This is a genomic window from Streptomyces sp. NBC_00984, from assembly GCF_045162475.1.
In the GTDB taxonomy this organism is placed as follows: Bacteria; Actinomycetota; Actinomycetes; order Streptomycetales; family Streptomycetaceae; genus Streptomyces.
Genome location: NZ_CP108734.1, coordinates 6556408 through 6569674, shown reverse-complemented (window position 1 = coordinate 6569674; position 13267 = coordinate 6556408). Strand labels below are relative to the sequence as shown.

The 13267-nt window shown below is 71.4% G+C and carries 12 protein-coding genes; 6 read left to right on the top strand and 6 right to left on the bottom strand.

What is annotated here, in order from left to right; translation table 11 throughout:
* Positions 1 to 32 precede the first annotated feature (32 nt).
* The 5 genes from OG520_RS29355 to OG520_RS29335 form a co-directional block, all read right to left on the bottom strand.
* Positions 33 to 3188 carry an efflux RND transporter permease subunit gene (locus OG520_RS29355; RefSeq protein WP_406015183.1) on the bottom strand — a complete coding sequence of 1052 codons (3156 nt, stop codon included), beginning with the start codon at positions 3186 to 3188 and terminating at the stop codon, positions 33 to 35.
* 164 nt (positions 3189 to 3352) lie between these two features.
* Positions 3353 to 4048, bottom strand: a complete 696-nt coding sequence (locus OG520_RS29350) for a response regulator (protein WP_406015182.1) — start codon at positions 4046 to 4048, stop codon at positions 3353 to 3355.
* Positions 4045 to 5301, bottom strand: coding sequence for a sensor histidine kinase (locus OG520_RS29345; protein WP_406015181.1), 1257 nt, complete (start codon positions 5299 to 5301; stop codon positions 4045 to 4047). The genes OG520_RS29350 and OG520_RS29345 overlap by 4 nt, the downstream gene beginning before the upstream one ends.
* Before the next feature lie 190 nt (positions 5302 to 5491).
* Positions 5492 to 5770, bottom strand: a complete 279-nt coding sequence (locus OG520_RS29340) for a PspA-associated protein PspAA (RefSeq protein WP_124718101.1) — start codon at positions 5768 to 5770, stop codon at positions 5492 to 5494.
* Positions 5771 to 5779: 9 nt separating this feature from the next.
* The gene (locus tag OG520_RS29335; protein WP_072483677.1) at positions 5780 to 6562 is read right to left on the bottom strand and encodes a PspA/IM30 family protein; all 783 of its coding nucleotides are present in this window, start codon (positions 6560 to 6562) and stop codon (positions 5780 to 5782) included.
* A gap of 297 nt (positions 6563 to 6859) precedes the next feature.
* Between OG520_RS29335 and OG520_RS29330 the strand changes: the two genes are divergently transcribed.
* From OG520_RS29330 to OG520_RS29320, 3 genes are all read left to right on the top strand, one after another.
* Positions 6860 to 7459 (top strand): DUF3043 domain-containing protein, encoded by a 600-nt coding sequence (locus OG520_RS29330; protein ID WP_399326018.1) that lies wholly within the window; start codon positions 6860 to 6862, stop codon positions 7457 to 7459.
* Positions 7460 to 7572: 113 nt separating this feature from the next.
* The gene (locus OG520_RS29325) at positions 7573 to 8307 is read left to right on the top strand and encodes a class I SAM-dependent methyltransferase (RefSeq protein WP_406016594.1); all 735 of its coding nucleotides are present in this window, start codon (positions 7573 to 7575) and stop codon (positions 8305 to 8307) included.
* A 97-nt stretch (positions 8308 to 8404) separates the two neighbouring features.
* Positions 8405 to 9478, top strand: coding sequence for a S1C family serine protease (locus OG520_RS29320; RefSeq protein ID WP_406015180.1), 1074 nt, complete (start codon positions 8405 to 8407; stop codon positions 9476 to 9478).
* Positions 9479 to 9572: 94 nt separating this feature from the next.
* Here the strand turns inward: OG520_RS29320 and OG520_RS29315 are convergent, their stop codons facing one another.
* A complete protein-coding gene (locus OG520_RS29315; protein ID WP_072483289.1) occupies positions 9573 to 9782 on the bottom strand; it encodes a hypothetical protein in 210 nt (69 codons plus the stop codon).
* A 127-nt stretch (positions 9783 to 9909) separates the two neighbouring features.
* Here OG520_RS29315 and OG520_RS29310 point away from each other — a divergent pair, with 127 nt between their 5' ends.
* The 3 genes from OG520_RS29310 (at position 9910) to cobT (ending at position 13201) form a co-directional block, all read left to right on the top strand.
* Positions 9910 to 11112 carry a bifunctional adenosylcobinamide kinase/adenosylcobinamide-phosphate guanylyltransferase gene (locus OG520_RS29310; RefSeq protein WP_406015179.1) on the top strand — a complete coding sequence of 401 codons (1203 nt, stop codon included), beginning with the start codon at positions 9910 to 9912 and terminating at the stop codon, positions 11110 to 11112.
* Positions 11113 to 11159: 47 nt separating this feature from the next.
* A complete protein-coding gene (locus tag OG520_RS29305; protein WP_406015178.1) occupies positions 11160 to 11999 on the top strand; it encodes a class I SAM-dependent methyltransferase in 840 nt (279 codons plus the stop codon).
* A gap of 95 nt (positions 12000 to 12094) precedes the next feature.
* Positions 12095 to 13201: a nicotinate-nucleotide--dimethylbenzimidazole phosphoribosyltransferase gene (cobT, locus tag OG520_RS29300; protein WP_385550941.1), complete on the top strand. Its 1107-nt coding sequence runs from the start codon at positions 12095 to 12097 to the stop codon at positions 13199 to 13201.
* The last annotated feature ends 66 nt before the right edge of the window (positions 13202 to 13267 follow it).

Sequence of the window (13267 nt, the reverse complement as noted above, 5' to 3'; positions counted from 1 at the left end):
TGTGGGACAGGCCCCTCGTCATGCCAGGCGGGTCAGGCCTTCGCGGGCTCCGGCTCCTCGGAGGGGGTCTCCGCGGACTCGGCCGGGACCGGCACGCCGGCCTTCTTGGCGCGCTTGAGCGCCTTCTTCTTCGCGCGGCGCTCCTTGAAGAGCTCCACCATCGTGTACAGCGTCGGCACCAGGAGCAGCGTCAGCAGCGTCGAGGTGACCAGGCCACCGATCACGACCACCGCGAGCGGCTGCGAGATGAAGCCGCCCTCGCCGGTGACGCCGAGCGCCATCGGGAGCAGGGCGAAGATCGTCGCGAGTGCGGTCATCAGGATCGGGCGGAGCCGGTGGCGGCCACCCTCGATGACCGCTTCGACGACGCCCATGCCCTGGGTCCGGTACTGGTTGATCAGGTCGATCAGCACGATCGCGTTGGTGACCACGATGCCGATCAGCATCAGCATGCCGATCATCGCCGGGACACCCATCGGGGTGCCGGTGATGACGAGCAGGCCGATCGCGCCGGTTGCCGCGAACGGGATGGAGACCAGCAGGATCAGCGGCTGGATGAGCGACCGGAAGGTCGCGACCAGCAGCATGAAGACGATCGCGATGGCCGCGAGCATGGCCAGGCCCAGCTTCACGAACGCGTCGTCCTGGTCCTGGGAGACGCCGCCGATGGTGGCGGTGGCGCCGTCCGGGAGCTTCAGTGCGTTGATCTTGGTCTGAAGCGCGGTGCTGACCGCACCGGTGTTGTCACCGGTGGGCTTGGCGGTGATGGTCGCGGCGCGCTGGCCGTCGATCCGGGTCATCGAGACCGGTCCGGGGGCCAGTTCGACGTCGGCGATCTGTCCGAGCTTCACCGGGCCGAGGGGGAGGTTCTTCAGCTCGGCCATCGTGGTGGCCGGGTGGGCGGACCTGATGACGACGTCCCGCTCGGTGTCGTCCATGATCGCCTTGCCGGACGGGGTGCCGCGCACCGCTCCGGCGACGGCCGCGCCGAGCGTGGTCTGGTTGAAGCCGGCCTCCGCCGCCTTGGCGTTGGCCGTGACCGAGATCCGCGGGATGCTCTGCGCCAGGTCGCTCTGGACATCGGTGACGTCCTTGAGCTTGGCCACCTCGGCCCGTACCTCTTCGGACGCCTTCCTCAGCACGTCCGCGTCGGCGGCCTTGACCACGACGCTGAGGTCCTGGCTGCCGAAGCCGTCGCCCGCGGAGATGGTGGTGTCACCGATGCCGTCGAGCTTGCCGAGCGCCGCGTCGATGCGCTTCTGCGTGGCGTCGAAGTCGCCCGAGTCCTTCAGGGTGACCTGGTACGAGGCCTGGTTGGTGCCGGTGCCGCCACCGAAGGCCGCCATGAAGCCGGACGAGCCGACGGTGACCTGGTAGTCCTTGACGCCCTTGTCGTCGGCGAGGAGCTTCTCGACCTTCTTGGACGCCTCGTCGGCGGCCGCCAGGCTGGTGCCGGGGGCCAGCTCCTGCTTGATGGAGAGGACTTCCTGCTCGCCCTGGTCGAAGAAGTTGGTCTTCAGCAGCGGGGCCATGCCGAAGGTGCCGAAGAGCACGGCGACGGCGATGACGATGCTGGTGATACGGCGTCGGGTGGCGAAGCGCAGCACCCGGCCGTAGAGCAGCTGGAGCCGGCTGCGGGCTTCCTTCTCCTCGGCCTTGCGACGGGCCTCGTCCGGGTTCTCCGCGGCGCCCTTCGGGGCGCGCAGGAACCAGTACGACAGGACGGGGACGACGGTCAGCGAGACCAGCAGGGACGCCAGCAGGGCCGCGGTGACGGTCAGCGAGAAGGAGCCGAAGAGCTCGCCGACCATGCCGCCGACGAGACCGATCGGCAGGAAGACGGCGACCGTGGTGAGGGTCGAGGAGGTGACCGCGCCGGCCACTTCCTTCACCGCGGTGATGATCGCCGACTGGCGCTCCTCGCCGTAGCCGAGGTGACGCTTGATGTTCTCCAGGACCACGATCGAGTCGTCGACGACGCGGCCGATCGCGATGGTCAGCGCGCCCAGCGTGAGCATGTTGAGCGAGAGGTCACGGGTCCAGAGCACGATCAGCGCGAGGACCACGGAGAGCGGGATGGAGACCGCGGTGACCAGGGTCGAGCGCAGCGATGCGAGGAAGACCAGGATCACGATGACGGCGAAGAGCAGACCGAGCGCGCCCTCGGTGGTCAGACCGGAGATCGCCTTGGAGACGGCGGGGCCCTGGTCCGAGACGACGGTCAGTTCGGCGCCGGCGCCGAGGTCCTTGCGGAGGTCGGGGAGCTTGTCCTTGACCGCGTCCGAGATGGCGACGGCGCTGCCGTCCTTGTCCATCGTGGCCATCACGGCGAGGCTCGGCTTGCCGTTCGTACGGGTGATGGAGACCGCGGTGGACGGCTCCTGCTTCACCGTGGCGACGTCACCGACGCGGACCGGCGTACCGGGCTTGCCCGTTGCCGGGTCCTGACCGGTGACCCGCAGGTCCCTGATCTGCTTCAGGGAGGTGAAGGCGCCGCCGACCTGGACGGTGCGGCTCTTGCCCGACTCGGAGAAGGATCCGGCGGGGACGGTCGCCCCGCCCGCCTGGAGCGCCTGGGAGAGCGTCATGGCGTTCAGACCCGCGGCGGCGAGCTTCTTGTCGTCGGGGGTGATGGAGACCTGGAGGTCCTGCACACCGTCGATCGAGACCTGGCCGACGCCGCTGATGTCCTCCAGGGCGGGGACGACCGTGCGGTCCAGCTGGTCGGCGAGCGCCTGCTGGTCCTTGTCGGAGGTGACGGCGAGGACGACGGCCGGGATGTCGTCGGTCGAGCCGGCGATGACCTCCGGGTCGACGTCGTCGGGCAGCTGGGCGCGGGCGCGGTTCACCGCCTGCTGGATGTCGGCGACGAGCTGCTTGGTGCCCTCGCTGCCGAAGTCGAAGGACGCCATGATGACGGCGCTGCCCTCGCTGGCGGTCGAGGTGGTGCCGGTGACGCCGTCGACGGCCTTGATGGAACTCTCGAGCGGCTCGACGACCTGCTTCTCGACCACATCGGGGGACGCACCCTGATAGGGGGCGATTACCGACACCATCGGGAGTTCGATGGTGGGCAGCAGCTGCTGCTTGAGCTGCGGGATCGCGATCGCTCCGAATACGAGCGCGACGATCGAGATCAGTCCGATCAGGGCCCGTTGCGCGAGGCTGAATCTGGACAGCCAGGACATGGGTGGGTCTCTCTTCTGTGGCTTACGCGGCAGGTGGGCGGGTCACTCGGGGACAGACCCGGCCCAGATACACGATGTCCTACGGGCAAGGGCGAAAGCGTCGGCCCCAGGTCGCTTTCTTATGCCGCGCATACCGCAGGTGGAGTACGCCGTATCTCCACCCGTCACTCCACCCTGGGGCGCACCAGGCCGGATTCGTAGGCAGTTACCACCAATTGGGCCCGGTCCCTGGCGCCCAGTTTCGCCATCGCCCGGTTCACATGGGTCTTGACGGTGAGCGGGCTGACGGCGAGCCGTTCGGCGATCTCGTCGTTGGAGTGGCCCCCGGCGACCAGGACGAGCACCTCGCGCTCACGGCCGGTGAGCGCGGCGAGCCGCTCGGAGTACTCCGCGGCGCTCGGCCCGTCCCCCTCCGCACTGCCGCCCTGCGCGAGGAAGGTGGCGATCAGGCCCTTGGTCGCGGCCGGTGAGAGCAGCGCCTCGCCGCCCGCGGCGATACGGATGGCGTTGAGCAGTTCCTCCGGTTCCGCCCCTTTGCCGAGGAAGCCGGACGCCCCGGCCCGCAGCGACTGCACCACGTACTCGTCCACCTCGAAGGTGGTGAGCATGACGACCCGTACGTCGGCCAGTTCCGGATCGGCGCTGATCATGCGGGTCGCGGTGAGTCCGTCCGTACCGGGCATCCGGATGTCCATCAGCACCACGTCGGCGCGGGTCGAGCGGGCGAGCTCCACGGCCTGCGCGCCGTCCGCCGCCTCGCCGACCACCTCCATGTCGGCCTCCGAGTCGACCAGCACCCGGAACGCGCTGCGCAGCAGCGCCTGGTCGTCGACGAGCAGCACCTTGATGGGCGGCGTCATGTGTCTTCCCCCGTCCGGCCCGCCGCGCCCGGCTTCCCGGACTCCGCCGTGCGGGCCTCGACGGGCAGGATCGCATGCACCCGGAATCCGCCGCCGTAGCGGGGCCCCGCGGTGAGGGTGCCGCCGAGCGCGGTGACGCGTTCGCGCATCCCGAGCAGGCCGTGACCGCCGCCGTCGCCGTCGCAGCCCCCGCCGGAGCCGTTGTCGATCACCGTGATCTCGGCCGTGGCCCCGACCCGTACGACGCTCACCTCGGCCTTCGCCCCGGGGCCCGCGTGCTTGCGGACATTGGTCAGCGCCTCCTGGATGACCCGGTACGCGGCCAGGTCGACGGCCGCGGGCAGCGGGGGCCGCCGGTCGGTGCAGGCCACCTCGACGGGGAGCCCGGCCCGGCGGACGGTGTCGACCAGGGCGTCGAGGACGGCGAGTCCGGGGGCGGGTTCGGTCGGTGCCGCCGGGTCGCCGGACTGGCGCAACAGCCCGACGGTGGCGCGCAGTTCGTCGAGCGCGGAGCGGCTGGCCTCCCGGACGTGCGCCAGCGCCTCCTTGGCCTGGTCGGGGCGCCGGTCCATGACGTGGGCGGCCACCCCGGCCTGCACGTTGACCAGGGCGATGTGGTGGGCGACGACATCGTGGAGATCGCGGGCGATCCGCAGCCGCTCCTCGGCGACCCGCCGCCGGGCCTCCTCGTCGCGGGTGCGTTCGGCCCGTTCGGCCCGTTCCCTGATCGCGTCGACGAAGGCGCGCCTGGAGCGGACGGCCTCCCCCGCGGCGCCGGCCAGGCCGGTCCAGGCGAAGACGCCGAAGTTCTCCTGGCTGTACCAGGGCGCCGGGCCGAAGAGCATCGCCGCGGCCGTCAGCGCGGCCACCGTCAGCAGACCGACCCGCCAGGCGGTGGGCCGGTCGGTGCGGGCGGCGACGGTGAACAGCGCGATGACGGTGCTCATGACCACGGGCGCGGGCGGATCGGACCGCACCAGCTCGATGACCGTCAGCCCGGCGGTGACCGCGAGCACCGCCAGGGGATTGCGCCGCCGCCAGATGAGCGCCACGGCACCGGACACCATCAGCAGCAGGCCGCTCACCGCGGGCGCGCGGGTGCCGAAGGAGCGCCCCTCCCCCGCACCCGGATGGGCGAACGACCCGATGATCATGGCCATCAGCACGGTCAGGGCCAGCGCGGCGTCCAGCGCGAGGGGGTGGTCGCGCAGCCAGTGCCGGACACGCAGGACCCCGGTTCCGAGGGTGGTCACGTCAAGCTACGTTACGGCGTGTCGCGCGGGAATCGGACCGGGTCCCGGGCGGAGCACACCGGAGAACGGCGGGCCGGGCCCCGCGAGCCCTGCGCGATCCGGACGGAAGGCCCTGGCACGCCCGTGTCCCGTGTCCGGCGGACCGGACACGGGGCACGGGTTCGTGCGGGTGCTGGAGAGACGACCGGTGTCAGCCGGGAATCAGACCGTCGTCGCGGAGCATGGCGCGCACCTCTTCGAGGGTCGCGTCGGACGACGGCAGGATCAGCTCGGACGGTTCCAGGGAGTCGTCCGGCAACGCTGTGCCGAGCTCGCGCACCCTCGCCAGGAGCGCGTGGAGAGTGGCACGGAAGCCCGGTCCGTCACCGCTCTCCATCTCGGCGAGCAGTTCGTCGTCGAGCCCGTCGAGCTCGGCGAGATGACTGTCGGCCAGTGCGACCTGGCCCTCCCCCATGATCCGTACGATCATGACGCCGCCTCAACTCTTGTCGAACCTGTGCGGGGACTGCGACGACTGCTGCTGGGCGGCATCCTGCGGGCCGCCCTCGATCGCCTGCTGCGGGGTGGAGCCGCCGGCCAGCTCGGCCTTCATGCGCTGCAGCTCCAGCTCCACATCCGTACCACCGGAGATCCGGTCCAGCTCGGCGGCGATGTCGTCCTTGGCCGTACCGGTCGGGTCGTCCAGGGCTCCGGAGGCGAGCAGCTCGTCGATCGCGCCGGCCCGTGCCTGCAGCTGCTGGGTCTTGTCCTCGGCCCGCTGGATCGCCAGGCCGACATCGCCCATCTCCTCGGAGATCCCGGAGAAGGCCTCGCCGATCCGGGTCTGCGCCTGGGCTGCGGTGTAGGTGGCCTTGATGGTCTCCTTCTTCGTGCGGAAGGCATCGACCTTGGCCTGCAGCCGCTGGGCCGCGAGAGTGAGCTTCTCCTCCTCGCCCTGCAGCGTGGTGTGCTGCGTCTCCAGGTCGGTGACCTGCTGCTGGAGTGCGGCGCGCCGGGACAGCGCCTCGCGGGCCAGGTCCTCGCGGCCGAGCGCGAGCGCCTTGCGGCCCTGGTCCTCCAGCTTGGACGACTGTCCCTGCAGCTGATTCAGCTGCAGCTCCAGCCGCTTGCGCGAGGTCGCCACATCGGCGACACCGCGACGTACCTTCTGAAGCAGTTCGAGCTGCTTCTGGTACGAGTAATCGAGGGTCTCGCGCGGATCCTCGGCCCGGTCAAGGGCCTTGTTTGCCTTCGCGCGGAAGATCATCCCCATACGCTTCATGACACCGCTCATGGGCTTCGCGCGCCCCCTTCTGACGGACTGAGCTCCAGCACTCCAACAGAACCCACAGTACGGGCCCTGCCTCTATTACCGCACTGTTCGAGCACGGATGTGCTCCTACCCAAGGACGACTGCACCAGGTCACCACTCCGGCCCAGGGAGTAGGCGGAGGTCAGGGAGACCCGGTGCCGCCGAACGTACCGGACGGGCCGGTACACCGGCGAGGACGCAGGCCGTTGCCGGATCGTTCCCGACCGGCCTGGGGTCGGGGCGATCGAACCCGTACCCTTGGGCCTTGTGTTCCGTAGCCGTTCGAAGGAAGAGAAGGCGCCCACCGGCAAGGTGACGGCGGACCTCTCCACGCAGCCCCGCGACCCGCAGGCCCCCAAAGGTCGCCCCACCCCCAAGCGCAGCGATGCCCAGTCGCAGCGCCGTCGTGCCTCCAGTGGCGCGCCGCTCGACCGCAAGGAGGCCACGAAGCGGCAGCGCGAAGCGCGCCGTGTGGACATGGCCAAGCAGCGTGAGGCGCTCGCCAGTGGCGACGAGCGCTATCTGCCGGCTCGCGACAAGGGCCCGGTGCGGCGCTTCGTCCGCAACTACGTGGACTCGCGTTTCTGCATCGCGGAGTTCTTCCTGCCGCTCGCCGTGATCATTCTGATCCTCAGCGTGATCCAGGTGCAGAACATCCAGAACATCTCGCTGCTGCTCTGGCTCGTCGTGATCGTGCTGATCGTGATCGACTCGATCGGTCTCGCGTTCCGCCTGAAGAAGCAGCTCAACGCGCGCTTCCCCGATACGCCCAAGCGTGGCGCGGTCGCCTACGGCCTGATGCGCACGCTTCAGATGCGTCGCCTCCGGCTGCCGAAGCCGCAGGTCAAGCGTGGAGAGCGACCCTGAGTACGCACGTCTCCGGCCCGACCGGCGGTCCGTCCGCCGGCCGGCCGGACGATGCCGTTCCCGTCGCCGGATTCTCCGGAGCCTCCTCGGTATGGCTGAAGGGGCTCGGCGGGCTGCGCAACACCGTCCGCCAGGAGCTGGTGGCCCGGCAGCTCGACGAGCAGATAGCGGCGCGCTTCCCGGTCGGACAGCGGCTGCGCGTGCTCGACGTGGGCATGGGCCAGGGCACCCAGGCGCTCCGCCTGGCGCGGGCCGGTCACACGGTGACCGGCCTGGAGTCCGATGCCGAGATGCTGCGGGTGGCCAAGGAGGCGCTCGGCAGCGAACCCGCGGGCATCCGCGAGCGGGTCCGGCTGATCGAGGGCAACGGCCTGGACACCGGGGTGCACTTCCTGCCCGGCAGTTTCGACGTGGTGCTCTGTCACGGCGTGCTGATGTACGTCCGGGAGCCGGACGCGATGCTGGCGGGCCTGGCCCGGATGCTGGCCCCGGGCGGACTGCTGTCGCTGCTCGTACGGAACGCGGACGCGCTGGCGATGCGCCCCGGGACCGCCGGGGACTGGAGCGCGACGTTGACCGCCTTCGACACGGACACGTACACCAACCGGCTGGGCCTCACGGTGCGGGCCGACCGGCTGGACGCCCTGACGTCCACGCTCGCCGGGATCGCGGCGCCCCTGCACGCCTGGTACGGGGTGCGCGTCTTCACGGACAACGTGAGCAACGACGTGGAGCTGCCGGCCGCCGCCGAACTGGAGCAGGTGCTGGCCGCGGAGGACCGTGCCGGGCGGACGGATCCCTACCGCCGGGTGGCCGCGCTGCTGCATCTGTGCGGAGTACGGGGCTGAGCGGACGCGGGAGCGGGTCGCCGGCACGGTCCGGCGGCGCGCCCCGGCCGGCCGAACCCGACAGGCCGAGAGTGGCGTAAAAAGTGATAATCCGGACATGGATGCATCCCACTCCCGCGGCCGTGCCCGCCGGCTGCTGCCCCTGATCGCAGGTGTCTGTGCGCTCGCCCTGGTGAGCGGCTGCTCGGACGCGGCCTCCGAATCGCCGACGGCCGAACCCAGCAGGTCGGCCTCCGCCACCCGAACCGCCGGTGACCTGCAGAGCGACTACCAGACCGTGATCAAGAACGTGCTGCCGTCGGTGGTGCAGATCGAGGCCTCCGAGGTCCTGGGCTCCGGCATCGTCTACGACACCAAGGGCCATATCGTCACCAACGCCCATGTGGTCGGCAACAGCAAGACGTTCAAGGTCACCGTCGCCACCGGCGAGAAGGTGAAGGGCGCCAAGCTGGTGGCCACCTATCCGGAACAGGATCTGGCCGTCATCAAGCTCGACAGCGCGCCGGCCGGCCTGAAGCCCGCGAAGTTCGGCAACTCGGAGAAGGTCGAGGTGGGGCAGATCGTCCTGGCGATGGGCTCGCCGCTCGGGCTGTCCTCCAGCGTCACCCAGGGCATCGTCTCGGCGCTCGGCCGGACCGTCAGCGAGAGCCGAGCGGGCGGCGGCACCGGCGCGACGATCGCGAACATGGTGCAGACCTCGGCCGCGATCAACCCGGGCAACAGCGGGGGCGCGCTGGTCAATCTGGACAGCGAGGTGATCGGCATCCCGACCCTGGCGGCGACGGACCCGGAGCTGGGCGGCAGCGCGGCGCCGGGGATCGGGTTCGCGATCCCGGTGTCGATGGTGAAGACGGTCGCCGATCAGATCATCAAGAGTGGCAAGGTCACCGACTCGGGCCGGGCGGCCCTGAACATCACCGGACGCACGGTCGTCGACGACAACTACCAGCCGATCGGGGTGGCACTGGTCAGCGTGACCAAGGGCGGCGCCGCGGAGAAGGCGGGGCTGCGGGCCGGTGACATCATCACCGGGATCGACGGTCAGCCGGTCCCGACGATCACCGCGCTGTCGGAGGCGCTGGCCTCGGACAAACCGGGCCAGAAGGTCGAGGTGACCTATCTGCGCAACGGTACGGAGCAGAAGGCGAAGGTCACCCTGGGCGAGATCTGAAACACGCCCTGGCGTCCCCGCGTCGCGCGCCCTGCCGCCGTACGGGCCTGTCTCCCTGCCCGTACGGCGGCGGGGCCCCGCGCGAGGGGGCGGATCAGCCCTGGTCCGCCTGGAGGCTCATGGGACCGTAGATCTTCGTCGAGTCGTCGAAGAGCGTCACCTGGTCCGCCCCGCCGTCGAGGAGTTCCTTCCAGTACTCACCGATCCAGGACTCCGCGTCGCCCTGGGTGGTGAATTCCTCCGGCTGCAGGGCCGGCTCCGTCTCCGTACCGTCGGACTTCTCGAACCGCCACGTCCACGCCATGTCCGCCTCCTGGGTCACTTTGCTGCCCGCAGCCTAGTGCCTGAGTCCGGTGCGGGGACCGGGCCCGCACCCGTCCGGACGCCCCCACGTCGCGCACCGCTTGCACGGACGCGGGAGGATCGGAAGCGTGGAACTGACTCTGCTCGGCACCGGAGCCCCCGACGGGCTGCCGCGGCCCGAATGCCCCTGCGCCGCCTGCGCCGCCGCCCGCGGGGCGCGCTCGCGGGCGTCGACCGCGCTGCTGGTCGACGACGCACTGCTGCTCGATCTCACCCCGGGGGCCGTGTTCGCCGCGGCCCGTGCGGGGCACTCGCTCACCGGGGTACGGCAGGTGCTGCTCACCCATCCGCACGACGGGCCCGCCGTGGAGCTGCCCGCGGGGCTGCCCCCGGCGGGACGGGTGCCGGACGGGCGGGTGCTGACGCTGATCAGCGGGCACCGGGTGCGGGCGGTGCCGATGGACGCTCCGGGGACGGGGTACGAGGTCACGGGACCGGAGGGCTCGCGGCTGCTGTACATGCCGCCGGGGGCCGCCCCCGCCGGTCTCGCGGACCGGCTCGCGGAGCCGTACGACATGGTGGTCGGCGATGTGGTGGGGCGGCCGGACGCGGTGGCACGGCTGCGGGCCGTGGCGGCGATCGGCCCGGCCACCGAGGTCGTGGCCGTCCATCTGGACCATGACGCGCCGCCCGGCGCCGAGCTGGACCGGCGGCTCGCGGCGGCCGGCGCGCGGGCCGTGCCGGACGGGACGACGCTGGTGGTGGGCGAGTACCGCACGGCCCCGGAGGTGCCGCGGCGCACGCTGGTGACGGGCGGGGCCAGGTCGGGCAAGTCGGTGGAGGCCGAGCGGCGCCTGGAGACGTTCCCCGAGGTGGTGTACGTGGCGACCGGTGGCGGCAGGGAGGGGGACGCCGAGTGGGCGGCCCGGATCGGCCTGCACCGGGAGCGCAGACCGGCCGCCTGGCGCACCGAGGAGACCTGTGAGCTGGTGGAGCTGCTGGAGTCGGACGGGCCTCCGCTGCTGATCGACTGCCTGTCGCTGTGGCTGACCGACGCGATGGACCGGGTGGCGGCCTGGGACGACGCGGTATGGGCGGGCGGTGGCGAGGGCGCCCTGCGGGAGCGGACGGCCGAGCTGGTCGCGGCGGTGCGCGGAACGCGTCGTACGGTCGTCGCCGTCACCAACGAGACCGGCTCGGGCGTGGTGCCCGCGACCGCTGCCGGGCGGCGCTTCCGGGACGAGCTGGGCCGGCTGAACGCCGCGTTCGCCGACGAGTGCGAACAGGTGCTGCTGGTGGTGGCCGGGCAGGCGCTGACCCTGCGCGGCTGACCGGAGGCAGGACAGGAATGGGCACGGAAGGAACAGGAGGAGCGGGCATGGCACGTGTACAACCGATGCTGAGCGGGGTTCCGGAGACCCTGCTGTGGACGCTCTACAACCGGGCGTACGAGGCGGGCCGGCCCTATCCGGTACTGGACGATCCGGTGGCGCTGCGGCTGCTGAAGGATCTGGACTACCCCTTCGAGGAGCGGTTCGGGCGGCCGAATCCGTTCCACTCGCAGGCCCAGGGACTGCGCTCGCGCTGCTTCGACCTGGCCGTGCAGGAGTATCTCGCCGACCGGCCGCGGGCCACCGTGGTCGCGCTCGGCGACGGTCTGGAGACCGGCTTCTGGCGGGTCGACAACGGCCTGCTGAACTGGCTGAGCGTGGATCTGCCGGAGGTCGCCGAGCTGCGCCGGACGCTGCTGCCCGGCTCGGACCGGCTGCGCACGCTGTCGCGGTCGGCGACCGATCTCTCCTGGCTGGACGAGATCGACGAGCCGCAGGGCCGCGGCGTCGTCGTCACGACCCAGGGACTGCTGATGTATCTGCGCCCCGCGGAGGTCCGGGAGATCCTGGCGGCCTGCGCCGAACGACTGCCCGGCGGTGTCCTGGTCCTGGACACGATGGCGCGCCGGCTCGCCAGGGGCACGTTGGCCGGCACGTCGAAGGTCGGCACCATGACCATTCCGCCGATGCGCTGGGCCATGAATCCCGGCGAGCGGCCCAAGCTGCGCGGTGCGCATCCGGCGATCACCGAGGTGCGCACCCTGCGGCTGCCGCGGGGGCGGGGCGCGATGGGCGAGCTGATCCGGATCCAGTCGCTGCTCCCGGGGCTGCGGACCCTGACGCCCGCGATGACGCAGCTGCGGTTCGGTGGAAGAACCTCGCACTGACCGGGCGTCAGAAATGCGGCGGGTACTGTTCCGCAGTGAGCCCGCCGCCGGGCTCACCGGCCCACTCGACGCATCGACCCGCGAGGCAGACCCCCGTGAATCTGGACGACTTCTCCGACCTGATCGAACGCCCCGACGGCGGCGTACGGCGCGACGCCGAGGAACGCCGGGAGCGCATGATCGTTCCCGTCGGCTCCCTCGGCCGCCTGGACGAGCTGGGCGAATGGCTCTCGGCCGCGCAGCAGTCCGTACCGGTCAAGACGATCGAGCAGCCGCGCGTGGTGCTCTTCGCCGGTGATCACGGGGTGGCCGAGCTGGGTGTCTCCGGGCGCGCGGCCGGCACCGCCCACGAGCTGGTGCGGGCCACGCTGGACGGCGCGACACCGCTCGCGGTGCTGGCCCGGCAGTTCTCCGTACCGGTCCGGATCGTCGACGCCGGCCTGGACTGCGATCCGGAACTGCTGCCCGAGTCGGTGGTCCGTCATCGGGTGCGGCGCGGCAGCGGCCGGATCGACATCGAGGACGCGCTGACGGCCGAGGAGGCCGAGCAGGCGGTACGTCTCGGCATGGCCATCGCCGACGAGGAGGCCGATTCGGGCACTGATCTGGTGGTGCTCGGTGATCTGAGCGTGGGCGGGACGACGGCCGCGGCCACGCTGATCGCGGCGCTGTGCGGTACGGACGCCTCGGTGGTCACCGGGCGCGGCGGCGCGGGGATCGACGATCTGGCGTGGATGCGCAAGTGTGCGGCGATCCGGGACGCGCTGCGGCGGGCCCGGCCGGTCCTCGGTGATCAGCTGGAGCTGCTGGCCACGGTGGGCGGTGCGGATCTGGCGGCGACGACCGGATTCCTGCTCCAGTGCGCGGTGCGCAGGCTGCCGGTGATCCTGGACGGCGTGGTCTCCGCGGCCTGTGCGCTGGTGGGTCAGCGGGCGGCCTTCCGGGCGCCGGACTGGTGGCTGGCGGGTCAGGCGAGCGGCGAGCCGGCGCAGGCCAAGGCACTGGACCGGATGGCGCTCAACCCCTTGCTGGACCACGGCGTCATCGTGGGGGAAGGAAGCGGGGCATTGCTCGCACTCCCGCTTGTCCGGGCCGCTGCCGCACTGGCGGCCGAGCTGCCCGAACGCGACCCCGTCGCCGAGGAGAAGGACGGCGCCGACGAGGGAGCCGAGGCAGGCGCCGCCTACGGCGACGCGACCTGAGGCTCACGGACCGGCGGCGCTGCGGCCGTTGAACACCGGCCGCAGCGCAGTCCCTCATGCAGTGCG